Raw genomic sequence first — 23,054 nt, 5'->3', positions numbered from 1 at the left:
TCCCCAACCAGCCACCCGTCGATACAGGCGGCATATAAATCGATTGTGGTTCTTACCGAGCCAACCACCCGCATAGCGCAGTTCGACAGCACGTCGTGTGGTCACTCGATCAACCGTAATCGGGACGCAACATCCCACCTCTATACAGGGATAAAGCGCTCCGCAGAACTTGGAATTCATCCCGGAAAGATCATGCGCAAAGTGCTGATTACGGGCGTCACCGGTTTTACCGGCCGCTATATGGCAGAAGAGCTCGCAGCCCAGGGCTACGAGGTCCACGGCCTCAGCTATCGCCAACCCGTGAGCGAGCTGCCTACGGCTGTTTCAGCCATCCACTGCTGCTCGCTGAACGATGACGAGACGCTGCGAACCTTGCTGATGGAGATACGCCCGACCTACGTCGTGCATCTGGCAGCAGTCTCTTTCGTCGCGCATACCGATGCGGACGCAATCTACAACGCCAATCTGCTCGGTACTCGTCACTTACTCGAAGCGCTGCGCACCTCAGCAACGAATCTTGAAGGCGTACTCCTTGCCAGCAGTGCCAATGTCTACGGAAACGCTACCGAGGGTGTTCTGCCCGAATCCGCCCCCTTTGCTCCAGCCAATGATTACGCGGTGAGCAAGGCAGCGATGGAGTTCCTCGCCGGGCTCTATCGCGGTCGTTTGCCGTTGATTATCAGCCGGCCGTTCAATTACACCGGCGTCGGCCAGGGTGAACAATTTCTCATCCCAAAAATAGTCGCGCATATACGTCGCCGAGCCGAGGTCATCGAACTGGGTAACCTGGATATCGCACGCGATTTCTGTGATGTTCGCCAAGTCGTACAAGCCTATCGGCGACTGCTCGAAACGCCCGCCGCGATTGGCGAAACCGTCAATATCTGCTCAGGTTCTGCGTATACGCTTCAATATGTTCTGGAACAGGCGGCGGCCATCTCCGGTCACCACCTGGACGTCAGAGTCAATCCAGCCTTCGTACGTAGTGCTGACGTGAAGAACCTGTTCGGCAGCAGAGCCAAACTGGACTCACTTATAGGCGATCTGCCCCAGCTTGAATTAAAAGACACGCTACGCTGGATGATCGAATACCCCGCTACGGATTAATACCTGTTGCAAAAAACGCCGAGAAATACTGCCAGCTTCGATAATGCTCCACGCCACTGAACGACGCAGGTGCGATTCATAACCGCCATTGGCACCGATATGCATACGCGCAGAATCAGCAGCAGCTCTGCCCATTGATGCTGGGCCTGTTTAGACGGGTTCCAATGCGTGCGTTACGCCTCTCTTTTTGTCAGCGCTTCATTTATGCGCATTGTCTTGAACCCCGCGTAAACGGAGCGGTCTATGGCTACTGTGAGCGGCAAAGCGTCTGTTTTCTCGGCCTGATGATGCGCTAGCGGTTAAGCGGAACCTATCACTGGCTCAACCGAAAAGTCTCACTTTGGAGTCGAGAAATTGCATCAAGAGCTTTGCGGTAACGACACCGAGAGAAGCTGTTATTGAATTCGTTGTTATGCATTTTCGAAGGATCACCGCCGACAAATGGCAGACGAATCAATTTTCGCTCGCTCCTTAAGCAAAAAGTGAATCCCGCAGTTTCACTTCGTAAAAACAACTATTCCGTCAAGGATGAAGAACCATGAAACCATTATTTGCTCTCGCTTTCTCTTCCGTGCTGGCGCTCCAAGGATGTGTGTTTTCGCCCGGCCAATACCTTGATCCAGATGAGTTCAAGGATGGCGCAAAATCGGAAGACGGTACGGTACAGCTCATTCGCATCACGCCTGACATTCTCAAGGGCGAGCTGTCTTCCGACAGGGGCACGTCCAGCAAGCAAGAGCTGCTCGACTTCAAACCCGAGGCATATCGCATCGGCGCCAACGACCTTCTCTACATCACCGTATGGGATCACCCTGAACTGACCGCGCCGTCCGGCCCGCAGCAGCAGCTCGATGCCAACGGTCGTCTGGTTCGTCCGGATGGCACGCTCTTCTACCCTTACATTGGCAACGTCAACGCCGCGGGCCGCACCATCGAAGAACTGCGGTCCGAAATTGCACGCCGCCTCGCCAATTACATTGACAGCCCACAGGTCGACGTCAGCCTGCTGCGCTATGGCAGCCAGCGCATCGTACTTTCCGGCGCATTCAACACCGCTGGCGAAGTACCGGTGACCACCGCGCCGATGACCATTGTCCAGGCGATCGGCCAGGCGAGCGTCGACACCGAAAACGCAGATCTGTCCAGCCTGATGCTCAAGCGCGACGGCCGTGAGTACATGCTGAATCTCGATGACCTGAACCGCCCGGACTCCTGGTTGCATCAGGTCTATCTGAAGGACGGCGACCAGCTGCACCTGCCTTACAACGATCAGAAGAAGATCTACGTGTTGGGTGAAGTTACTCAACCGCAGGCGCTCAGCTTCAAGACGACGAGCTACAACCTGATGGATGCCATCGGTACTGCTGGCGGTATCCGTCAGGAAACCGCAGACGGCGAAGCGGTATATGTCATCCGCGGCGCGGAAAACATCGCCACCGAGCAAGCCAAGGTCTTCCAGCTGAACGCCGAATCGCCGACCGCCTTTGCCTTGGCCAAGAGCTTCCCGCTTCAGCCGCAGGACGTGGTATTCGTCGGTCCGGCCGGTATCACTCGTTGGAACCGCTTCATCACCCAGCTGCTGGGATCAGCATCGGTCGTTGGAACCGGCGCAGCGTTCAACCGTTAATGACGTGACAGACACCGGGCTGGAAACAGCCTGAGCACAAACCGCAGTCAGCCCGTTGGGCGGCTGCGGTTTTTTATTTCCACCACTTCCAGGCTCCGCAGCTCGACGTTCATCATTCGTAGCCTGAAGGGTTACAAATGCAACGTATTCGCATTAACATCCGCATCTCAATAATAAATGCAATTGGAGATGCTCATGTCACGCCGCCCTGCCCTGCGTCCTCTCTTCGTGGCGTTGCGCACCGCCGGTCTAGCCCTGCCGGTAGTCTCCCTCAGCCCCGTTGCTTTAGCTCAATCAACGGACAGAACCTCAGCAACAGACGCATCGGCGTTCGAGCTGCCGGCGCAGGAGGTCGTCTCCAGCGAGGCCGAACGCGCTGACGGACCGGTCGAGGGCTATGTCGCGACACGTTCGGCGACGGGTACTAAGACTGACACGCCGCTGCTTCTGGTCCCGCAATCAATCAGCGTGATCACCGCCGATCGCATACAAGACCAAGGCGCGCAGACGCTGCAAGACGCATTACGATACGTCTCTGGCGTACGCGGCGAAGCCTTTGGACTGGACGCTCGCGGCGACTCGTCCAAGATTCGCGGCAGCACTCCGGTGCTTTATCTCGATGGTCTGCAACAGACCTTCGGCAGCTACACCAATACCCGCACAGACCCATTCACCCTCGAACGCATCGAAGTGCTGAAGGGCCCATCGTCGATGCTGTACGGGCAGAGCCCGGTTGGCGGCCTGATCAACATGGTGAGCAAACGCCCGCGCGACGAACAACGTACTGAACTGCAGTTTCAATACGGCAGCTACGACCGCAAACAAATCGCGATTGACAGCACCGGCCCGCTGAATGAGGAAGGCACACTCCTGTATCGAGTCGTGGCGATCGCGCGTGATAGCGACTCGCAGGTCGATTACGTAGAGGATGACCGGCTGCTGCTGATGCCTTCGATTACCTGGCGCCCCACCGCCGACATCGAATGGACGTTGCTGGCGAACATACAGCGGGACGACAGCGGCTCCACATCGCAGTTTCTCCCACACCGCGGCACCGTTCTCGATGCGCCTTATGGACACTACGACACCGATCTGTTCGTCAGCGAGCCGGGATTTGACGAATACGATACCGAGCAGATCGCGCTCACATCACAGCTAAGCTGGCGGCTGAACGAGACCTGGACGCTGCGACAGAACCTGCGCTACCAGGAAAGTGAAGTCAGCTACCAGCAGATCTATGGCTGGCCACCAGTGCTCAACGCCGATAACCGAACCCTCGATCGCATCTACCACGTAGCCAAACCCGAAGTTGACGTCTGGGTCGCCGATCACAATGCTCAGGCCCTGTTCGACACCGGTCCGGTGCAGCACACGCTGTTGATCGGCGGCGACTACCAGCACGCCACCACCAACCGTAAACGAGCCGGCGGCGCGACCACAGCGCTGGATCTTTACGATCCCGTCTACGGCACCTTCGACCCCTCCGTTATCGATCTCACTGCCGACCCCGAGCAGACGGTCGCGCAACAAGGCCTTTATCTGCAGGATCAGCTCAAGTACGAACGCTGGATGCTGACGTTGGGGCTGCGAAAGGACTGGGTCGACAACCGCACCGAAGGCGGTACACGGCAGAAGGACGATGCCGTCACCGGACGGGTTGGACTCACCTATCTCTTCGAAAACGGAATCGCACCGTACATCAGCTACAGCGAATCCTTCCAACCGATCGTTGGACTGAACACCTCGACCGGCGAGCCCTACAAGCCGCTGGAAGGGGAACAGTGGGAGCTAGGGATCAAGTATCAGCCAGTCGATAGCAACAGTCTGTACACCGCTGCGGTGTTCGATCTGCGCGAACAGAACCGGCAGATGCCCGATCCGAACGATCCATCGAATACTGTCCAGACAGGTGAAACGCGCACGCAGGGCCTCGAACTGGAAGCGATGGTAGCCGTCCGCCCTGACTGGGATCTGATTGCGACCTACACCCATCTCGACACCAAAGTACTCAAGGGAACACCGCGCGAGGAAGGCGCTCGGCTGGCGACGATCCCGGAAGACATGGCCTCGCTCTGGTCCCAGCATCGTTTCGAACTCTTTGGCGTTCCCGGCTTCAGCGCAGGCGCCGGTGTGCGCTACGTCGGCGCGAGCTGGGATGGCACCGACACGCTAAAAACGCCATCCACAACCCTGTTCGACGCCATGCTCGGCTACCGCTATCAGGACTGGGCGTTCACGGTCAACGCCACCAACCTGGAAGACGAAACCTACTACACCAGCTGCCTGTCGCGCGGTGACTGCTTCCTCGGCAGTCGCCGGACAGTGGTCGGCACCGTCAGCTACAGCTTCTGATGGACGAATATCGGAGTCTGCACAAATGACTACACTCGCATCGTCCCGCCTCGCCAATCTGGCCGGGCGCATTTCCGCCGCGCTTTTCGGTGGCTATGCGTTGGCCTATGGTTTCACGGCATTTTTCTCTGTGTATCTGCCGTTACCGCGTCCTGACCGGGTCGTGACGGCCAGCCTGCTCTGCTTCGCCGTCTGGGTCGCGGCAGTCATCTACGCCTTCGCCGCTCGTAGCGCTCTCGCCGCCTGGTTGCTGATCGCCGTGCTGGCCGCCCTCTTGTTCCTCGGCGCGTACCTGTCCGTCGAGTGGAGGACCCGGCCATGACGCTTCGTCAATCCATGGCCGGGCTGCACACCTGGGGCGGTCTACTGCCCAGTTGGTTGCTGTTCGTGATCATCTTCGCCGGCACGCTGGCCTGCTTCGACAAGGAGCTGGAGCGCTGGATGCGGCCCGCCCTGCATACGCCTGCAGCGACCGCGATGACCGCCACCGACGTCGGCAACTGGGTGCAGGCAAACGTGCAGGCACCTCTGCATGCCTATTGGCTGCATGGTCCAACCGAACGCGAGCCTTACTGGCGGCTGGGCTGGGAAGAAGATGAATCCGGGACCCGCGGTCGCGTCGCATTCGATCCTCGCACCGGGCGGCCCATGCCCGAAACAGTCGGCGGCGAGTTTTTCTTCACACTGCATTACAACCTGCACGCCGGAACGATCGGCATGTACATCGTTGGCCTGGCCGGCATGTTCATGCTGGTGGCGCTGGTGTCGGGCATCATCGTGCATCGCAGGATATTCAAGGACTTCTTCACCCTGCGTCCACAAGCGAACGGTCAACGCGCCTGGCTCGACGCGCATAACCTGTTCGGAGTCATCGGCCTGCCCTTCCATCTGATATTGGCGTACACCGGTGTGGCGGTGTTCGTTGCATCCTACATGCCCGCCGGGGCGATGGTGGCGTACGGAGGCGACCCGCTCGCCTTTTATGAAGAGGTGCAGGGCGGCTATCACCGCAACGAACTGAACCAGCCACCGGGTCAGTTCGCCCCGCTCGAGACGCTGCTGACCGACGCCCGCGAGCGTTGGGATGGCGCAGGGATCGGTTGGATCATCGTCGAGCATCCATCCGATGCATCCGCCGTGGTCAGCGTGCGTCGCTTCGATCCATCGCGCATCGGCTCGCCACAGGACGCCCTGAGTTACGACGCATTCACCGGCGAGCTTCTTCATCAGCAGCAGGCTCCGGCCGGCTATCGCGCCTACATATGGCTGGTGGGACTGCACATGGCGCAATTCGGCGGGCATATCGTGCGGCTGTTATACGGCCTGCTCGGACTGGCCGGCTGCGCCATGCTGATTGCCGGCACCGGCGTATGGCTACGCAAGCGTGAGGGACGGCAAATTCGAGGCATCGAAATCGTGCGCGCGCTCAACGGCGCGGTGTTCTTTGGCATGCCTATCGCCTCGCTCGCATTGCTTTGGGCGAATCGTCTCCTACCCGACACATTGGCTGAGCGTGGCGCTGCCGAGGCCTGGTGCTTCTCCCTGGCCTGGCTGGCCGTCGCGGTGTTCGCCTACCTGAGTCGTCGGCAACCGCTCGGACTGTCTCGCTGGCTATCCGCCTTGCTGGCGATACTCGCGCTGGGCCTGCCGCTGCTTAACGGCCTGACGACACCGGAGGGGCATCTTCTGGCAAGCCTCGCCCGTGGGGACCTGATGCTGGCGGGTATCGATGCAGTGTTGTTGCTCGTCGGCAGCCTATGTGCCTGGTACTCGCTTCGCAGCCCACAAACGAAGAAACCGGCACGCGAGGAGACACGCCCGGCTACTCGGCAACAGGAGTTGGCACCATGATCCTGCTCGCATTCGCACTGGCGTACCTGGCGATGCTGGCGCTCTGCCTGGCAATGGCTCGACACCATCGAGCGGTGTTCAACACCGCCCCGACACCCAGACGACAGCGCTGGCTGCGTGCCACAGCGTCCGGACTGTTCCTCGGCGCAGCTCTGCTGAATACCGCATCGTCAGGGCTAGCGATTGGCCTGGTGATTGCGTTGACACAGCTGATGTTTGCTGGGGTGACGGTCGGCCTGACGCTCGCATGGCGCCAGCGGTGGGTCGTGCCACTCGGCGCCCTGCTCGGTGTGATTGGAATGCTGTCAGCGATTAGCGGCGGTTAGCGGAACCCAGCGAGACATGGTTGCCGGTCGAACGATACGAGATGAGCCTTCATCTCAGGTACTAATCCCAGGCCATCGGAATTTGAGCCCTTCGATCTATACCGGCAGATAAACGAACCGACAACAATCTCATTGCTTCGCCTGTGATGTACGGAGCCCATCCATCATGAACAGGAGAGATTCCCGTGACTCGTATGACTCCTCTCGCAGCAGCATTGCTGCTGGCGGCAAGCAGTAGCGTAATCGCCAGCGAACACATCGCCGAAATAAGCCAGACCGGTATTAACAATGTCGCAGAGCAGCAACAGAGCGGCGGGCTACAACGCTCATACATTATGCAAAACGGTGCCGAGAACAGCGCACTCACCGAGCAGACCGGTATTAATGACCAAGAAAGCGAGGCGAGCATCGACCAGCTGGGCTCGCTGAACTCGGCCACTGTCTATCAGATACATGGCGACCGGTCGGGCATGGCCAGCATCGAGATCCATCAAACAGGCGACTCAAACAGCGCTCAGGTGGAGCAACGTGAATACCTCGGCGAGTTGTCATCGACCGCGGCGGTTCACCAAGAGGGCACTGGCAATCGTCTCGACGCAACGCAGTCCTGGGTTGGCAACCAGCTCGACGCGGTGTCGGTGGGGCAGGACAACGTCATCCATGTGGACCAATCCGGCTTTAGCACCGCAGACCTGCAACAGCAGGGAAGCGATAACCTGGTTCAGCTGCAACAAGTGAGCTTCGGGATTGGCGGTGGTTTTGCCGTGGTCGATCAGGACGGTACCGCCAACCAGGCAGACATCTATCAGGTTTCCAGTCGCTATCCTGCTGGAGACGTTTTCCTTCAGCAGATCGGCAACGCCAACAATGCACAGATCAGGTCCGGCGACGGCTACAGCGTCTTGGATTACCGTCAGCAAGGCGTTGGAAACGAGCTATATGCGTCCTTCGGCGGACAAGGCTCAAGCATTACCGGCTATTCGGAGGGCGACTATAACGTTGTCGATATTGCCCAAGTGGGCGACGACAACAGCATTGAGATTGCTCAACTTGGCTCTGACAACCGGATCGAAGCCTACCAAGGGTTCCATGCTCACGAAGCGTTGATCAACCAGACGGGGCACGGGAACCAAGCGTCCCTTTGGCAGGATACGCTGACGTATACCACCAACTCCGCCAGCATTATCCAGAACGGAAATGGCAACATCGCCAACGTCACTCAGCGATAGGCGCATCCCCAACGGCGAGCCGATCCTGCCCATGTGCACGAGGCGTATGGGCAGGATCTGAATGGACGCGAGATGCCTTGAGGCCTACCAGATCCCCCTCAACTCCGACACTTCCCGCGCCTGAGCCGCCCTTGCGCGCAGCTCTCCTGATAAACTTGCGCGCATTCCAAGCGGCTCATCTGGCCGCCTCATCAGCTTTTTGAGCTGAAATGGCCTCTGGTACATCACGTTCTTAGACGCTAAAAGTGCCCCAGTCATCAAGTATCTATTCAACACTCCGGAACCCGATGGAAAACCGTCCTGCCCCGATAACCACGCCCCGCTCTCCATCGCGCCGCTTCTCCGTTGCGCCCATGATGGATTGGACCGATCACCATTGCCGGTATTTTCTGCGTCAACTGTCCCAACACGCCCTGCTCTACACCGAAATGGTCACGACGGGTGCGCTGATCAATGGTGATGCGGAGCGTTTCCTTCGCCATGACGAAGCGGAGCATCCCCTTGCCTTACAACTCGGCGGCAGCGTGCCGGCGGAGCTGGCAGCTTGCGCAAAGTTGGCCGAAGCGGCGGGCTACGACGAGGTAAATCTCAACGTCGGCTGCCCCAGTGATCGCGTGCAGAACAACATGATCGGCGCCTGTCTGATGGCCCATCCGGCGCTGGTGGCCGATTGCGTGAAAGCGATGCGGGACGCCGTCGGCATCGACGTGACGGTCAAACATCGAATCGGCATCAACGGGCGCGACAGCTACGCCGAACTCTGCGATTTCGTCGGTCAGGTTCGCGAAGCGGGCTGCCGCAGTTTTACTGTGCACGCGCGCATTGCCATTCTCGAGGGGCTGTCGCCCAAAGAAAATCGCGAGGTTCCACCCTTGCGTTATGACATTGCCGCGCAGCTCAAAGACGATTTCCCGGACCTGGAAATCATCCTCAACGGCGGCATCAAGACGCTGGACGAATGCGAGGCGCACCTTCAACGCTTCGATGGTGTGATGCTTGGACGCGAGGCCTATCACAATCCGTATTTGCTCGCGCAAGTGGACGCTCGGCTGTTCGGCAGCCATGAATCGAGCGTCAGCCGCGCCGAGGCGCTGACGCGGATGCGACCTTACATCCAGCAACATCTAAGGGCGGGCGGCTCGATGCATCACATCACGCGCCATGTGTTGGGGCTGGGTCTGGGCTTTCCAGGTGCGCGACGTTTCCGTCAGTTGTTATCGGTCGATATCCATAAGACGAAGGAGCCGTTAATCCTTCTCGATCAGGCGATCGGCCTGCTCGAAGGACGTTGATATAGTCTTGCGGAACACGCGGGACCATTTCCAATCCAAGTGCTGTCCGCCCGGACCATCCACTCATCAAGTGGCTCGGTGGCCTCGGGTTCAGTCATGCCAACTCAGAGGATAGAGCGCCCCCATGACATCCAAGCTGGAACAACTCAAGCAGTTCACCACCGTCGTCGCCGACACCGGCGATCTCGATGCCATTGCCCGCTTGCAGCCGGTCGATGCCACCACCAATCCTTCGCTGTTGCTCAAAGCCGCCGCCCTGCCCCGTTACGCGGAACATCTGCAGGCCGCCATGTCCCGTTGTGGCGGTGACATCGGGCTGGGCTGCGATCTATTTGCCGTCGCGGTCGGCCAGGAAGTGCTCAAGCTGATCCCCGGGCGGATTTCCACCGAGGTCGACGCGCGGCTTTCGTTCGATACCCAGGCGATGGTGCAGCGCGGCGAACGCCTGATCGGCCTGTACGAGCAGGCCGGCATCTCGCGGGATCGCGTGCTGATCAAACTGGCCTCCACCTGGGAAGGCATCCGCGCCGCCGAGCAATTGGAAAAATCCGGCATCCAGACCAATCTGACGCTGCTGTTCTCCTTCACCCAAGCGGTCGCCTGTGCCGAGGCCGGTGTGTTCCTCATTTCACCGTTCGTGGGCCGGATCTACGACTGGTACAAGAAACACGAAGGCCGTGATTACACCGGCAGCGAAGATCCAGGCGTGCTGTCGGTCAGTCGCATCTACGACTACTACAAGGCCCACGGCTACGACACGGTGGTAATGGGAGCGAGCTTCCGCAATACGGGGCAGATCGAAGCCCTGGCGGGCTGTGACCGTCTGACGATAAGCCCGGAGCTGCTCAGCCAGCTGGCGCAGGAAGACGGCACACTAGAACGTAAGTTGTCGCCAGGCCGCGCATCTGAGCCGCGCGTCACGCTGGATGAGAGCAGTTTCCGCTGGGGTTTGAACGAAGACCCGATGGCGACCGAAAAGCTGGCCGAAGGCATCCGCCAGTTCGCTCGTGATCAGGAGAAACTCGAAGCTCTGCTGGAAGCTAAACGCTAGGTCAGGAGCGCTCCAACGCCGTCACGAGGTCGCGAAAGGCCTCGCGATTGGATTCATTGAGGCTCATCAGAATACGGTGGGCCTCGAGCACTTTGTTCTTCACCACGTCTTCCGACTGATCCTGGCTAGGCAGGTCGGCAAGCTGCTCTGGCGACGGCAGCGGCTGATCGACGATATTGAATACCTGATCGAAGCCCATCGACTGCAACAGACGCGTGATATCAGCGTGCGTCGTAACCAGCGTAGGCAACATGCCGATCTTCTGGCTGGACAGAATCGACAGCTTGGCCAGCAGCCCCAATGTCGTGCTGTCGATGCTGCGGCTTTCGGTGAGGTCGATGACGATCGCCGAGAAATTCAGCGATGAGAAGATTTTTTCGATCGTTGCGTCCAATGCCGAGCAAAGCGTCAGCCGGATTTCGCCGACGAACTTGAGAACGAACGTGCCGTCCTGCTCGGCGAACTGGATCTTACCAGTGCTCATGCAAGGTTCCTGCTCAATACCAGCAACGCGATGTCATCGGGCATATCCTCGAGATCGGCCAGGCCGAACACTCGCTGAAGACCATTCAGCGTCCCCCCTGCTTCGGAAACCAGTCCGGGCAATCCTGCTTCCTTTTCTTTGAGCGTGTCACCTGGCAAAAGGTCCAGAATGCCATCGGAAAGTAGTGTGAGGCTGAAAGCCTCGGGCAGCTCGATTTCATAGTTATCGTAGGTCGCTTCGACGAACAGGCCAACCGGCAAACCCCGTCCCTCCAGATAGGCCGCAGCCCCACCGGAGTACAGCACCGGCATCGGCAGATGCCCACCAATGCTGTAATGCAGCACGTTGCGCTCCTGATCGATCACCCCGCCCAGCATGGTGACATGCTTGCCAAGCTTGCAATTGATCAGCCCTCGGTTGATGTGATCGAGCACTTCGGACGGTTTGAACGCACGCGGTGCTCCCCTTCCCCGTCGAGACTCGTACAGTAGGCGAGTGGTCATGAACTTCAGCAAGGCCGTGACGAACGCCGAAGACGCGCCATGCCCCGAAACATCAGCCAGATAGAAACCGATCCGATGCTCGTCCACGCGGAAGTAATCGACGAAATCCCCGGACAGATAAAGAGAGGGAATGATTTGGTGAGCGAACTGGAAATCATCGATGCTGTAGGGCGTAACAGGCAGCATGTTCATCTGCACCTGGCGACCGGCATTCTGATCTTCCTGCAACAGATGCAGGCTGGCTTGTAGATCGCGGTTGGCGGTTTCCAATTGCTCGCGGTAGCGCCGGTTCTCCATCCGCAACCGTGACCGGTCGAGCGCCCGGCGAACCGAGTGTTCGAGCATTGCCAGGTCTTCCAGGGGCTTGATCAGGTAATCGGCCGCCCCCAGACGCAGGGCTTCCACGGCATCGCTCATCACGCCGGCACCGGATACCACGATGACCGGAAGGTCGGCCTGGCGCTCGCTGATCTGGCGGATCAGCTCCAGACCGTCCATCTGCGGCATGCGCAGGTCGCAGATCACCAGATCCGGCTGTTCGGCCTCGAACAGCTCCATGCCTACCGGCCCGCTAGGTGCCTGCAGGACTTTGAAACCGCTGTCATCCAGATAGGCGGCCAGGCTGGCTCGTACCACATCGTCGTCATCTATGATCAGCAGCGTCGCGCTTGGGTTGTGCATGTTCCTACCAGGCGGTATCGCCAGGATGATTGGCGAAAGCATCGGCCCCCGCGCGAACGCTGGAGCAAGGGATCTTTTCAAGGCGCAGACGGTACTCCCATACGATCTGCGTTTCAAGCCAGGCGCTGCCGCCCCGCCTATGCTTTACAGGCTTAATTAACGGGCGTTATAAGAACTGATGCAACCAAAACTCAGAGGAAGAAAAATGAGCCAGAGTGATCGGGACTACAGCGAGAAACGCGACTTCATCCGCATGCAGATTGAGACGGCGATCACCCTTATCCATAACGGCCAACGCTACGACGCGATCTGCATGGACCTTTCGAGCACAGGCATGCAGGTGCTGGCCCCGACTAGCCTGCAGATGGGCGATAAGGTACGGGTGAATATCCCTTCAGAGCATGAACAGTTGCAGGGACTGGAAGCAGATACCGAAGTGGTGCGAGTCGGCACGCATGAAGATGGTCGGCAGAGCCTTGGGCTGGCCATCCTGTTGATGAGCTAAAAGGCACTCGGCGCTGACGAGCGCCGGAGGTCTGCGAACGCCACGTCATCCCCGTGGCGTCGCCGACAATGATCAGAAGTCGTCTTCGACCTGCCCGTCCTGCGTGCGGAACTCGCGGTTCTGCAGATAGGCATTGCGAACGAAGATGTACTTGTCACCGGTAATCATCTTCTCTGCCGAGAGCAGACCGGCACGCAGGTCGACCACATTCACCGCTCGCGTCACGTTGCGGGTCGGTACATGGTCCATGTGGGGATAAGGCTGCAGGAAGGCATCAGGCACACGCCCTGCCGCATCGCGCACGGTGCTCGGCCCGAGCAACGGCAGCACCACATAAGGTCCGCTGCCAAGTCCCCAGGCACCCAGCGTCTGGCCGAAATCTTCGTCGTTCTTTTGCAGGCCCATGCGGGTCGCCACATCGAAGAAGCCGAGAACGCCAAAGGTGGTATTGAACAGGATGCGGCTCGTGTCGATGCCAGCATCGCGAACCTTGCCCTGCAGCAGATCGTTGGTCAGCACCACGACATCGCCGAGGTTGCTGAACACGTTACCAATGCCGTCTTCGAGGAAATTCGGCGTGACTTTCTGGTAGCCCTGCGCGAGCGGCTTGAGCGTGTAGGTATCGAGCTTGTCGTTGAAGTTGAACACCACCCTGTTCACGCCTTCCCAGGGATCCTCCTCGGCGGCCTGCAACGAAGACGCGCCAAATACCGTCAGCGCTGCGACGAGCGTGACCCTGACATATCCGATCCAATCCTTGCCGATCATTTGCATCGCGGCCTTCCTCTTATCCCGAATGGTGGCGTGCCCAACAAAGCGCAACAGTATAAATCCATTCTGAAGATTGCGGCAGCGAACAGACATGCGGCTGCGAGCGAACTTCGCTGCACGACTCGCCCTCCAAGGAGGACAAGCCCGGGCCGCTGGCTTACTCCATCTTCATCGAGCTGGCGAATTCGTAGTCTGAAATAAGAGGGAAGGAATATGCCGGAACATGATCTGCAGTCGCAGCTAGCAGAGTTACGTAGTCAGCTGGCCCAAGACACGCCGCTGACCGAAGAGGAGCGCGCATCGCTACAGGCCATTGCACAGGACATCGAGCTTCGCTTGGCGAACCAAGGCATAGTCGAACAGAACGATTCGTTGGTCGATGGCGTCAACCTGGCAGTAGAGCGTTTCGAAGTCAGCCATCCGAATACCGCCATGACGCTGCGTAACATCATGCAGACGCTGGCGAACATGGGAATATAAGCAGGAAGCCGACAAAGCGGCTGGAGGCTGAACGAAACGCCTCCGGCCTGCCGCTGCACTCACTGTCTGACGAGACGCCCGTTGTTTACGGTGACGGCCTCGGTACTGCGGTACGGATTGATATCCAGCCCGCCACGACGCACATACCGCGCATATACTGTCAGCCACTCCGGCTTCAGCAGCCGCTGCAAGTCGAGGAAGATGCGCTCAACGCACTGTTCGTGGAAGTCGGCGTGCTGACGGAAGCTCACCAGATAGGTGAGCAAACTGCCGTGATCCAGCGCAACACCACGGTACTCAATCACCACCGTGCCCCAGTCCGGCTGGCCGGTAACGGGGCAGTTGGACTTGAGCAAATGGCTATAGACGCATTCTTCGACCTGGCGGCTCGGATCACTGCTCAGCAGATCGGCACGCGGGGAGTCGTAGGTCTCGATGGTTATATCCAGCTCATCAATGCAGCGTCCCGCCAGTGGTGCAATCCCATCCTGAGCAACTTCGTCCAGCGTCCTTAGACGGACACCGACCGGCTTGCCCGCTGCGGCCGACAAATCTCTGACCATGACCTCAACCAGCGCTTCGCGGCTTTCAAAGACCGACTGGTTCAGCGAATTCAAATAGAGCTTGAACGACTTGGATTCGATGATGTTCGGCGAATCCGCCGGGATGCTGAACTCGCCGATGGCCACCACCGGCTTGCCGGACGGCAGCAGCCAGGACAGCTCGTAGCAGTTCCAGATGTCCACGCCTCGATAAGGCAGGGTGTCGACCGTCAGCCCCAGCTCGGCCCACTTCGGCGCGCGCGGGATCGGAAACAATTGCTCGGGACTGTAGGTCGCGACATAGGCGCTGGTTTTACCCAGCGGCGAGAGTTCGGCGGGGTGTTGCATGGCGGGAACCTGTACGAAAAATGACCGCAAGTGTATCGGTTCCCGCCGTGTTTATCATCGCGAAATTGCCTTGCCGTCCTTCCGCATGGCTCGCGCTCAACGTCTCACTGGCGCATTCCGCGGCCGCTTTTGAGCAGGCGGATGCACCACAGATACATCAGCACGGCCGCCACCGCCATGAAGCTGATGGCAACGCCGATTTGGATATCAGAAACCCCAAGGATGCCGTAACGGAACGCATTGACCATGTGCAGGATGGGGTTGGCCAGCGACAACGTCTGCCAGAACGGCGACAGCAAGGTGATCGAATAGAACACGCCACCCAGGTAGGTCAGCGGCGTCAGCACGAAGGTCGGAATGATCGAGATATCGTCGAAATTTCGCGCAAACACCGCATTGATGAAGCCGCCCAGCGCAAAGATCGTCGAGGTCAGGGTGATGACCAGCAGCGTGACGCCCAGATGATGAACCTGCAGGTCGGTAAAGAACATCGACAGCACGGTAACGATCAGCGCAACGGCCAGGCCCCGCGTGATGCCGCCCAGCGCGAAACCGATGAGAATCACGTGTGGTGAAACCGGCGAGACCAGCAGCTCTTCGATAGAACGCTGAAACTTGCTGCTGAAAAAGCTCGAGACCACGTTGCTGTAGGAGTTGGTGATTACGGACATCATGATCAGGCCCGGCACGATGTACTCCATGTAGCTGAAGCCGCCCATCTCGCCGATTCGCGCGCCGATCAGATTCCCGAAGATGACGAAGTACAGCACCATGGTGATCGCCGGCGGTAGCAGGGTTTGCGGCCAGATGCGCGTGTAGCGGCGGATCTCGCGATGAACGATGGTTTGCAGCGCAACCAGATTGGGCCGGAATTCCGCGTTCATTTGGCCACCTTGGGCAGATTGTTCTCCACCATCGAAACGAACAGCTCCTCCAGTCGATTGGTCTTGTTACGCAGGCTCAGCACCTCAATGCCCTGCGCCGCCAGCAAGCGAAACAGGTCAGTTATTCCCTGGCTCTTTTCCACCTGCACCTCGAGCGTGTGGTGATCGACCAGCCTCGCCGGGTAGTTGCCCAGCTCTGGCGGCACCAGCTGCGATTCCTTCAGATCGAGCAGGAAGGTTTCAACATGCAACTGCTTGAGCAGTTCGCGCATGCTGGTGTTCTTTACGATCTGCCCGTGGTCGATGATGCCGATGTTGCGGCACAGCTGCTCAGCCTCTTCCAGATAGTGCGTAGTGAGGATGATGGTGATGCCTTCACGGTTGAGCTCGGTGAGAAACGACCACATCGAGCGGCGCAGCTCGATGTCCACGCCTGCGGTGGGCTCGTCGAGAATCAGCAGGCGCGGGCGATGGATGAGCGCGCGGGCAATCATCAGGCGCCGCTTCATGCCGCCGGACAGCATTCGCGAGGACACGTCGCGCTTGTCCCACAAGCCCAATTGGTTCAGGTACTGCTCGGCGCGCTCCTTGGCCACCTTGGCCGGGATGCCGTAGTACCCGGCTTGCGTGACGAGAATATCGAAGGCCTTCTCGAACTGGTTGAAGTTGAACTCCTGAGGCACCACACCCAGGCAACGCTTGAGCCTGGCGGGATCGCGATCCAGATCATGGCCGAACACATTGACCGTGCCGCCTGTCTTGTTCACCAGCGTGGAGAGGATGCCGATGGTGGTGGATTTGCCAGCGCCGTTGGGGCCCAGCAACGCGAAGAAGTCGCCTTCGGCCACATCCAGATCGATCCCTTTGAGGGCCTCGAAGCCGTTTCCGTAAACCTTGGTCAACTGCCGAATGGACAGAGCGGTACTCATATGAACATGCACGCAAAGCAGAGAGATTCAGACTAGATAAGGGCGCGGTGAGGCAATTGCAACCGCGCCGCCTGACCGCAGCCGCACCAAAGCTTCGCCCCGAGGCGGGCCTTCCACAAAGAACCGATACGATGCGCGGCTTTGCGTTGTGGAAGGGCCCCTCGGCGCGAAGCTTCTGGCTCTGCCGCAGCCTAAGGCCTGTTCCGTTTCGCCACGGTCGCGACGGGGGCCTACTCTTTCGGATCGGAGCTGTAGGGCCGAACTTGTTCGGCCATCGCAACCTGCGGCCGAATAAATTCGACCCTACAGACAGCCCCTAACCGGAGAGATGAACGCGTCAGGAAGGATCGTTCCCACGCCGCACCTAGTGATAGTCATTCCAGAACTCACCTTGCCCGGTCCGGTCACTACTTGAAACCAAACGCATCAAGCGTTCGCTGATCGATTCGCGTCCAACGCCTATGCTCAAGTAGGCCGCCCTTCGCCCAACAAAGGAAACCTCATGACCCTGCTCTGGCTGCTCGTGTTACTGCTCGGCATCGCCGTGATCGCCCATCTACGGGTTTCGCCCGTGCCCGCGCTGGCCATCGTGGCCACGTACCTGGTGTTCATGGGAGTCGCCGATGAAACGCCGGCCTGGTTGATGGTCATCCTCTGGCTTCTGCTCGTTGGCGTTGCCGTCTTCCTGCTGGTCGAGGATTTGCGCATCAAGCATTTCAGCGGGCCGATGTTCGACTGGTTCAAGAAAGTCCTGCCACCCATCTCCGACACCGAACGCGATGCCATAGACGCCGGCAGCGTCTGGTGGGATGGCGAGCTGTTCAGCGGACGGCCGAATTGGGACACCCTGCTCGGCTATCCCAAAGCTACGCTCACCGACGAAGAACAGGCTTTCGTCGATGGCCCCACCGAAACGCTCTGCGCTATGGTCAACGACTGGGATGTCGGCCAGCGTCTGGATCTACCGCAAGAGGCGTGGGACTACATCAAGGCCGAAGGCTTCTTCGCCCTGATCATTCCCAAGGAATACGGCGGCAAAGGCTTCTCGGCCTATGCGCACTCGCAGATCGTGATGAAGCTGGCCACTCGCAGCGGCGACCTCGCCAGCACTGTCATGGTGCCCAACTCGCTCGGGCCGGCCGAACTGCTGATGCACTACGGCACCGACGAACAACGTAACCATTACCTGCCGCGCCTGGCCAACGGTACGGATATCCCCTGCTTCGCCCTGACCGGCCCCTACGCCGGCTCCGACGCCGGTGCGATGAACGACAGCGGCGTGATCTGCAAGGGCCAATGGCAAGGCGAAGAGGTCATCGGTCTGCGCCTGAATTGGGAGAAACGCTATATCACCCTCGGCCCGGTCGCGACGCTGCTGGGTGTCGCCTTCAAGACCTACGATCCCGATCACCTGCTGGGTGACGAGGAAGAACTCGGTATCAGCCTGGCCTTGATTCCCACCGACACCGCCGGCGTCGAGATCGGTCGTCGCCACCTGCCGCTAGGCGCCGCGTTCATGAACGGGCCGAACTGGGGCAAGGAAGTATTCGTCCCGCTGGAAGCCATCATCGGCGGGCGCGACATGATCGGCAAAGGCTGGATGATGCTGATGAACTGCCTATCCGTCGGTCGTTCCATCTCGCTACCGGCCACCGGCGTCAGTGCCGCCAAGGCATGCAGCTATGTCAGCGGCCGTTACGCGCAGATTCGTGAGCAATTCAACGTGCCGCTGGCCGCTTTCGAAGGCATCCAAGAGCCCCTCGCCCGCATCGGTGGCAACGCCTGGCTGATGGACAGCGCGCGAATCCTGACGGCCAATGCAGTAGATCTGGGCGAAAAACCCTCGGTGCTTTCGGCCATCCTCAAATATCACCTGACCGAACGCGGCCGCGAATGCGTCACCGACGCCATGGATATTCACGGTGGCAAAGGCATCATCATGGGTCCGAACAATTACCTCGGTCGCCTGTGGTTGTCGGCGCCGATATCCATCACCGTCGAAGGCGCGAACATCCTGTCGCGCAACCTGATGATCTTCGGCCAGGGCGCGATTCGCTGCCATCCGTTCGTTTTGCGCGAGATGGAACTGGTCCATGAGCCGGACCGCGATGCCGCGGTGAAGAAGTTCGACAAACTGCTAATGCAGCACATCGGCTTCGCTGTTAGCAACACCGCCAGCACGCTGGTGCTCGGGCTGACCTTCGGCCTGCTCGGCAGCGCCCCCGGCAATGACCTCACCCGCCCCTATTTCCGCGCACTGAACCGCATCGCAGCGGCATTCGCCATGCTCGCCGATGTGTCCATGATGCTGCTTGGTGGTGAATTGAAGCGCCGCGAACGCCTGTCGGCCCGGCTCGGCGATGTGCTCAGCCATCTGTATCTGGCGTCCGCCGCACTCAAGCGCTACCACGACCTGGGTCATCCCGTGGAGCAGGCGCCGCTGCTGCGCTGGGCTTTGGAGGATTGCCTATGCAAAGCCGAGCAAGCGTTGGCCGGCACACTGGCCAACTTCCCCAACCGGCTCCTTGGCGGCGTGCTGCAGGTGCTGGTGTTCCCCTTCGGCGCGCGTCACCGGGGGCCGTCAGATGAACTCGACGCGGAAGTCGCCGCCATCCTCGGACGGCCGGAAGGCGACGCGGCGCTGGAGCAGATTCTTGATGGCGTTTATCGCCCGCTCGGCAGCGAGGAAGCCTTTGGCGCGCTGCGCGATGCGTTCGACACGCTGGCCGCTGCTCAGCCGCTGCAGAAGAAGCTGCATAAAGCGCTCAAGCATGGAGAGTTCAAACCGACCGCGGCGCAAGACCCCATCACTGCGGCTGTGGCAGCGGGCGTGCTCGACGAGGGCGAAGCGGCACAACTGCGCAGCGCCGAAGCCGCCAGACGTAAAGTCATCGAGGTGGACGACTTCAGCAAAGAGGCGCTTGCATTGGAGCCAGGACGAATTCGATAGCAGCTCGGCCCGCCTCGGCAACGCAAACGCTTCACGCCGAGGCGAGCCGTCTATCTAGCCCTCTGGCGGTTCAATCGAACCCATGCTTGGGTCATGAGTCCACTGGATACGACCCAATGACTGCGCGCCGCCCTATAATCGCGCGCCCAATCCGACACAGGTGAACCAATGGCCAACGCTTATCACGATCACAACCTGGCTCTTCTGGCCCATCTGCGTGGCATTCTGCTTGCCATGGGTGAAACCGGACAGGTATCGGAAGAAAGCCATGCGCTGTTTCTCGAGCGCTTCGACGAGCTGATCATGAATCTCAAAGACGTGCCGGAAGAGCGGCATATAGGTCAGGACATGATTTGTCAGGTCTTCCACCGCTATCCGCAGATCGCTCATCTGGTCCCACGGGATCTGCTGTGGTTCTTCGGCGGTGACTGCCTGCACTTCATGCCGGACGAAGAGATCGAAATCTTCCAGCGACTGGAAGAGCGCCGCTACGAAGCCGAGCAAAACGAAGAGCCCTTCGACTGGAACATGGAAAGGCAGCTGCTGACCCTGCCGGAAGAAAGTCCTCGGCACTGACTAACCACCTGTCACTTAGTGCTGATGCAGGGCTTCGTAGGAGCGGGCCGCGCCTGCGATTCACGCGCATGGTGCGCTCCTACAGAGCTTTCAGCGCTTATCTGAACGGCTGACGCACTGCTAATTTTTGTCTCTGCTCGGCAGCGGACTTGGCGCCTCGGCTGAGCGGGACGATTGCGACACAGCTGTTGGCAAGGCGCATCTGACCCCTTGGCATTGCTCTCCGGATTGGCGCGGCGCGCCATGTCATGACTCGTTCGGATGTCAGCAGGCGAGTCGCTTTTGCCGCCTCGATCCGCTCGAAACCGATCTCTTTCCGGCTCTCTGAGCGGGCGGCTCAGGCGTTCGGCAAGCCGAATTATTTTCGTCGTCACCTATTGCATTTATCGCAAGAATAGAAGCGAAGCCCCCGCTAACCGCCTGATGATGGTAGACTGCGCGCCGTTGCGTCGCCGTTCAGCAAAGACGCAACCTCATTCTGCCGGGAACGCACCCGGCACCGCCGCTGCAGGATCACAGCGATCGCCGCCCATGTGCGTGCCGCTTGTGACGCTTTCGGATCGCGCTTGTCGGTCTCCCTCCTGTCAGCTTCCAGTCCGCACCCCTCGAACACCGGTTCGATCATGCCTGCCTCGCGCAGTGATTCGGGTGCCATAACGCCATGCCGTGAATACGGCCCTGCGTCGTGCCAGCGATGCTTGAGGCTCATAAAAAGGAGACGTTGTGTACCAACTCGCCCTACCCACCGTTCTGCTTCTGTTGCTGGGCTTCTATGGATTGACGTTTTTTCTGTCGACCCGCATCGGCCAGAAGGAAGAGAACGTAGACAGCTACATGGTTTCCAACAACTCGGTGGGTTTCGGCATGTCTGCCGCCAGCATGACCGCCACCTGGATCTGGGCCGCCTCGTTCTACGCCGCAGCAAGCGCGGGTTACAAGTACGGCCTCTCCGGTGCGCTGCATTACGGATTCTGGGGCGCGCTGATGATTCTGTTCATCTACCCCTTCGGCAAGCGCTTCCGGCAGCTGGCGCCTAAGGCCCACACCCTCGGCGAGATCATGCAGGCGCGCCACGGTCGCTCCAGCCAGATGATCCTTGCAGGCTCCAACATCCTCGGTAGCTGCATCAGCCTGACGGTCAACTTCACCGCCGCTGGCGCGCTGGTCGAAGTGCTCTCGCCGCTGAGCTTCGTGCATGGCGTCCTGTTCGCCGGCCTTGGTGTGCTGTCCTACACGCTGTGGTCGGGCTTCCGTTCTTCGGTGCTGACCGACTTCGGCCAGCTGGTGGCCATGATCCTCGCGGCGGTCATCATCATTCCGATGATCTTCTTTCAACTGGGCGGGCCGGAACTGTTCGAGGCAGGCATGCCGCGTCTGGCGCCGGAACAAGCGAGTTTCTACTCGCCTACGGCGATCCTCGAGCAGGGCGCACCCTTCTTCGTCGCGGTGCTGGCCTATGCCATCGGCAATCAGACCATCGCCCAGCGCCTATTCGCCGTGCGCGAAGACCTGATCAAGCCAACCTTCCTCACCGCGACCGTCGGTTACGGCGCCATTGTCATCGGCCTCGGCATGCTCGGCCTGCTAGCGCTGCTGGCCGGTATCGAGCCCATCGACGGTGATCTGAACAACCTGATCCCGCAGATGGCCTCCAACTACCTGCCACCGTTCATGATCGGGCTGCTGTTCATCATGGTGATCGGCTCGCTCTCGTCCACAGCCGACTCTGACCTCTCCGCCCTGTCGTCTATCGTCATGACAGACATTTACGGCAAGACGCTGGCCAAGAACAAACCCAACCCGACCGTGATGCTCTGGGTCGGACGCCTGACCATGATCGTCGCGACCATGGTCGGCGTCGCCTTCGCCAGCCTCAAGCTCGACATCCTCACCATGCTGATCTTCGTCGGTGCGCTCTGGGGCTCCATCGTCTTTCCGGTGATCGCCAGCCTGTTCTGGGATCGTGTTACCAACAAGGCCTTCACCAGCGCGGTGATCGCGGCCTTCGCCATGTTCATTGTCTGCCGCTTCGAACTGGTGCCGCTGGACGGCGTATTGGCGGTGTTCTTCGAACTCTGCGCCTCCGTCGGCGGCGGCGTGGTGATCGGCCTCATGACCTTCGGCTTCTTTGGTCGCCGAGCCGGCATCCTGCTCGGCGTACTTGCAACGCTGGCGCTGGCGCCGTTCGCCGTGGGCTTCCTGCGTGATTACACGGTTTTGCTCAGCTCGTTGACCGCCTATGGGGTCAGCATGGTGGTTTGCGTGGCGGTCAGCCTGCGCAACCAGCAACGCTTCGATTTCGACCAGATCAGCAAAAAGGTCGTCGCCTTCCAGACCGTACAACCCGAGCCCAAGACCAAAGAGAAGGAGAACATCCCATGTCCAGTATCGCTCTGACCGCCTATGTCCTCATCTGGCCCGCCCTGGCCACCCTTGTCCTCGGCCTGCTCTGCGCCGGCCTCCTACACGACATGCGCGAGGCCAAGCGCAAGGGAACGGATCTGGTCTGATCACGCCCAGGTGGGACTCCCTACCATCAACGAAAAGGCCCGCAGTTACAGACCGT

General features: G+C 59.6%; 21 protein-coding genes. 15 read left to right on the top strand and 6 right to left on the bottom strand.

Annotated elements, in window-relative coordinates; translation table 11 throughout:
* Window positions 1-192: 192 nt before the first annotated feature.
* From NA645_RS17635 to tal, 9 genes are all read left to right on the top strand, one after another.
* Window positions 193-1,107, top strand: a complete 915-nt coding sequence (locus NA645_RS17635) for a GDP-mannose 4,6-dehydratase (RefSeq protein WP_256050037.1) — start codon at window positions 193-195, stop codon at window positions 1,105-1,107.
* 538 nt (window positions 1,108-1,645) lie between these two features.
* Window positions 1,646-2,734 (top strand): polysaccharide biosynthesis/export family protein, encoded by a 1,089-nt coding sequence (locus NA645_RS17630; RefSeq protein WP_256050036.1) that lies wholly within the window; start codon window positions 1,646-1,648, stop codon window positions 2,732-2,734.
* A 195-nt stretch (window positions 2,735-2,929) separates the two neighbouring features.
* Window positions 2,930-5,086 carry a TonB-dependent siderophore receptor gene (locus NA645_RS17625; protein ID WP_256050035.1) on the top strand — a complete coding sequence of 719 codons (2,157 nt, stop codon included), beginning with the start codon at window positions 2,930-2,932 and terminating at the stop codon, window positions 5,084-5,086.
* A gap of 25 nt (window positions 5,087-5,111) precedes the next feature.
* Window positions 5,112-5,408 (top strand): DUF3649 domain-containing protein, encoded by a 297-nt coding sequence (locus tag NA645_RS17620; RefSeq protein WP_256050034.1) that lies wholly within the window; start codon window positions 5,112-5,114, stop codon window positions 5,406-5,408.
* On the top strand, window positions 5,405-6,937 hold the full coding sequence (locus NA645_RS17615) for a PepSY-associated TM helix domain-containing protein (RefSeq protein WP_256050033.1): 1,533 nt from the start codon (window positions 5,405-5,407) through the stop codon (window positions 6,935-6,937). The genes NA645_RS17620 and NA645_RS17615 overlap by 4 nt, the downstream gene beginning before the upstream one ends.
* Window positions 6,934-7,263, top strand: coding sequence for a DUF3325 domain-containing protein (locus tag NA645_RS17610; protein WP_256050032.1), 330 nt, complete (start codon window positions 6,934-6,936; stop codon window positions 7,261-7,263). The genes NA645_RS17615 and NA645_RS17610 overlap by 4 nt, the downstream gene beginning before the upstream one ends.
* Window positions 7,264-7,448: 185 nt before the next feature.
* On the top strand, window positions 7,449-8,492 hold the full coding sequence (locus NA645_RS17605; RefSeq protein ID WP_336605275.1) for a hypothetical protein: 1,044 nt from the start codon (window positions 7,449-7,451) through the stop codon (window positions 8,490-8,492).
* A 287-nt stretch (window positions 8,493-8,779) separates the two neighbouring features.
* The gene (dusA, locus tag NA645_RS17600) at window positions 8,780-9,784 is read left to right on the top strand and encodes a tRNA dihydrouridine(20/20a) synthase DusA (protein WP_256050031.1); all 1,005 of its coding nucleotides are present in this window, start codon (window positions 8,780-8,782) and stop codon (window positions 9,782-9,784) included.
* A 124-nt stretch (window positions 9,785-9,908) separates the two neighbouring features.
* Window positions 9,909-10,835, top strand: a complete 927-nt coding sequence (gene tal / locus NA645_RS17595) for a transaldolase (protein WP_256050030.1) — start codon at window positions 9,909-9,911, stop codon at window positions 10,833-10,835.
* A 1-nt stretch (window position 10,836) separates the two neighbouring features.
* Here the strand turns inward: tal and rssC are convergent, their stop codons facing one another.
* Together rssC and rssB are read right to left on the bottom strand one after the other, a co-directional pair.
* Window positions 10,837-11,319 (bottom strand): anti-sigma factor antagonist RssC, encoded by a 483-nt coding sequence (gene rssC, locus NA645_RS17590; protein WP_256050029.1) that lies wholly within the window; start codon window positions 11,317-11,319, stop codon window positions 10,837-10,839.
* Window positions 11,316-12,503, bottom strand: coding sequence for a two-component system response regulator RssB (gene rssB, locus NA645_RS17585; protein ID WP_256050028.1), 1,188 nt, complete (start codon window positions 12,501-12,503; stop codon window positions 11,316-11,318). Before rssB ends, rssC begins: the two co-directional genes overlap by 4 nt.
* 205 nt (window positions 12,504-12,708) lie before the next feature.
* Between rssB and NA645_RS17580 the strand changes: the two genes are divergently transcribed.
* Window positions 12,709-13,008, top strand: coding sequence for a PilZ domain-containing protein (locus NA645_RS17580; RefSeq protein WP_256050027.1), 300 nt, complete (start codon window positions 12,709-12,711; stop codon window positions 13,006-13,008).
* Between the two features lie 72 nt (window positions 13,009-13,080).
* On the opposite strand, the gene NA645_RS17575 is transcribed toward NA645_RS17580, so the two are convergent.
* Window positions 13,081-13,782 carry an MlaA family lipoprotein gene (locus tag NA645_RS17575; RefSeq protein ID WP_256050026.1) on the bottom strand — a complete coding sequence of 234 codons (702 nt, stop codon included), beginning with the start codon at window positions 13,780-13,782 and terminating at the stop codon, window positions 13,081-13,083.
* Between the two features lie 210 nt (window positions 13,783-13,992).
* Here NA645_RS17575 and NA645_RS17570 point away from each other — a divergent pair, with 210 nt between their 5' ends.
* Window positions 13,993-14,259, top strand: coding sequence for a DUF4404 family protein (locus NA645_RS17570; RefSeq protein ID WP_256050025.1), 267 nt, complete (start codon window positions 13,993-13,995; stop codon window positions 14,257-14,259).
* A 59-nt stretch (window positions 14,260-14,318) separates the two neighbouring features.
* On the opposite strand, the gene queF is transcribed toward NA645_RS17570, so the two are convergent.
* From queF to NA645_RS17555, 3 genes are all read right to left on the bottom strand, one after another.
* Window positions 14,319-15,149 carry an NADPH-dependent 7-cyano-7-deazaguanine reductase QueF gene (queF, locus tag NA645_RS17565; protein ID WP_256050024.1) on the bottom strand — a complete coding sequence of 277 codons (831 nt, stop codon included), beginning with the start codon at window positions 15,147-15,149 and terminating at the stop codon, window positions 14,319-14,321.
* A 104-nt stretch (window positions 15,150-15,253) separates the two neighbouring features.
* Window positions 15,254-16,033 carry an ABC transporter permease gene (locus NA645_RS17560; RefSeq protein ID WP_256050023.1) on the bottom strand — a complete coding sequence of 260 codons (780 nt, stop codon included), beginning with the start codon at window positions 16,031-16,033 and terminating at the stop codon, window positions 15,254-15,256.
* Window positions 16,030-16,962: an ABC transporter ATP-binding protein gene (locus NA645_RS17555; protein WP_131650417.1), complete on the bottom strand. Its 933-nt coding sequence runs from the start codon at window positions 16,960-16,962 to the stop codon at window positions 16,030-16,032. The genes NA645_RS17560 and NA645_RS17555 overlap by 4 nt, the downstream gene beginning before the upstream one ends.
* A 502-nt stretch (window positions 16,963-17,464) precedes the next feature.
* Between NA645_RS17555 and NA645_RS17550 the strand changes: the two genes are divergently transcribed.
* The 4 genes from NA645_RS17550 (at window position 17,465) to NA645_RS17535 (ending at window position 22,998) form a co-directional block, all read left to right on the top strand.
* Window positions 17,465-19,912: an acyl-CoA dehydrogenase gene (locus tag NA645_RS17550; RefSeq protein ID WP_256050022.1), complete on the top strand. Its 2,448-nt coding sequence runs from the start codon at window positions 17,465-17,467 to the stop codon at window positions 19,910-19,912.
* Between the two features lie 168 nt (window positions 19,913-20,080).
* Window positions 20,081-20,488 carry a PA2817 family protein gene (locus NA645_RS17545; RefSeq protein ID WP_256050021.1) on the top strand — a complete coding sequence of 136 codons (408 nt, stop codon included), beginning with the start codon at window positions 20,081-20,083 and terminating at the stop codon, window positions 20,486-20,488.
* A gap of 723 nt (window positions 20,489-21,211) precedes the next feature.
* Window positions 21,212-22,885, top strand: a complete 1,674-nt coding sequence (locus NA645_RS17540; RefSeq protein WP_256050020.1) for a sodium:solute symporter family protein — start codon at window positions 21,212-21,214, stop codon at window positions 22,883-22,885.
* Window positions 22,867-22,998 (top strand): putative transporter small subunit, encoded by a 132-nt coding sequence (locus NA645_RS17535; protein ID WP_256050019.1) that lies wholly within the window; start codon window positions 22,867-22,869, stop codon window positions 22,996-22,998. Before NA645_RS17540 ends, NA645_RS17535 begins: the two co-directional genes overlap by 19 nt.
* The last annotated feature ends 56 nt before the right edge of the window (window positions 22,999-23,054 follow it).

The organism is Stutzerimonas stutzeri (genome assembly GCF_024448955.1).
GTDB classification, from domain to species: domain Bacteria; phylum Pseudomonadota; class Gammaproteobacteria; order Pseudomonadales; family Pseudomonadaceae; genus Stutzerimonas; species Stutzerimonas stutzeri_AQ.
Note: the sequence above shows the minus strand (reverse complement) of the source record. Positions and strands in the feature narration are given on the sequence as shown.

What these genes read in the sequence shown, in the direction of transcription:
- NA645_RS17635 (WP_256050037.1), top strand. Translation starts at nt 193, where the DNA reads ATGCGCAAAGTGCTGATTACGGGCGTCACCGGTTTTACCGGCCGCTAT.
- NA645_RS17630 (WP_256050036.1), top strand. Translation starts at nt 1,646, where the DNA reads ATGAAACCATTATTTGCTCTCGCTTTCTCTTCCGTGCTGGCGCTCCAA.
- NA645_RS17625 (WP_256050035.1), top strand. Translation starts at nt 2,930, where the DNA reads ATGTCACGCCGCCCTGCCCTGCGTCCTCTCTTCGTGGCGTTGCGCACC.
- NA645_RS17620 (WP_256050034.1), top strand. Translation starts at nt 5,112, where the DNA reads ATGACTACACTCGCATCGTCCCGCCTCGCCAATCTGGCCGGGCGCATT.
- NA645_RS17615 (WP_256050033.1), top strand. Translation starts at nt 5,405, where the DNA reads ATGACGCTTCGTCAATCCATGGCCGGGCTGCACACCTGGGGCGGTCTA.
- NA645_RS17610 (WP_256050032.1), top strand. Translation starts at nt 6,934, where the DNA reads ATGATCCTGCTCGCATTCGCACTGGCGTACCTGGCGATGCTGGCGCTC.
- dusA (WP_256050031.1), top strand. Translation starts at nt 8,780, where the DNA reads ATGGAAAACCGTCCTGCCCCGATAACCACGCCCCGCTCTCCATCGCGC.
- tal (WP_256050030.1), top strand. Translation starts at nt 9,909, where the DNA reads ATGACATCCAAGCTGGAACAACTCAAGCAGTTCACCACCGTCGTCGCC.
- rssC (WP_256050029.1), bottom strand. Translation starts at nt 11,319, where the DNA reads ATGAGCACTGGTAAGATCCAGTTCGCCGAGCAGGACGGCACGTTCGTT.
- rssB (WP_256050028.1), bottom strand. Translation starts at nt 12,503, where the DNA reads ATGCACAACCCAAGCGCGACGCTGCTGATCATAGATGACGACGATGTG.
- NA645_RS17580 (WP_256050027.1), top strand. Translation starts at nt 12,709, where the DNA reads ATGAGCCAGAGTGATCGGGACTACAGCGAGAAACGCGACTTCATCCGC.
- NA645_RS17575 (WP_256050026.1), bottom strand. Translation starts at nt 13,782, where the DNA reads ATGCAAATGATCGGCAAGGATTGGATCGGATATGTCAGGGTCACGCTC.
- NA645_RS17570 (WP_256050025.1), top strand. Translation starts at nt 13,993, where the DNA reads ATGCCGGAACATGATCTGCAGTCGCAGCTAGCAGAGTTACGTAGTCAG.
- queF (WP_256050024.1), bottom strand. Translation starts at nt 15,149, where the DNA reads ATGCAACACCCCGCCGAACTCTCGCCGCTGGGTAAAACCAGCGCCTAT.
- NA645_RS17560 (WP_256050023.1), bottom strand. Translation starts at nt 16,033, where the DNA reads ATGAACGCGGAATTCCGGCCCAATCTGGTTGCGCTGCAAACCATCGTT.
- NA645_RS17555 (WP_131650417.1), bottom strand. Translation starts at nt 16,962, where the DNA reads ATGAGTACCGCTCTGTCCATTCGGCAGTTGACCAAGGTTTACGGAAAC.
- NA645_RS17550 (WP_256050022.1), top strand. Translation starts at nt 17,465, where the DNA reads ATGACCCTGCTCTGGCTGCTCGTGTTACTGCTCGGCATCGCCGTGATC.
- NA645_RS17545 (WP_256050021.1), top strand. Translation starts at nt 20,081, where the DNA reads ATGGCCAACGCTTATCACGATCACAACCTGGCTCTTCTGGCCCATCTG.
- NA645_RS17535 (WP_256050019.1), top strand. Translation starts at nt 22,867, where the DNA reads ATGTCCAGTATCGCTCTGACCGCCTATGTCCTCATCTGGCCCGCCCTG.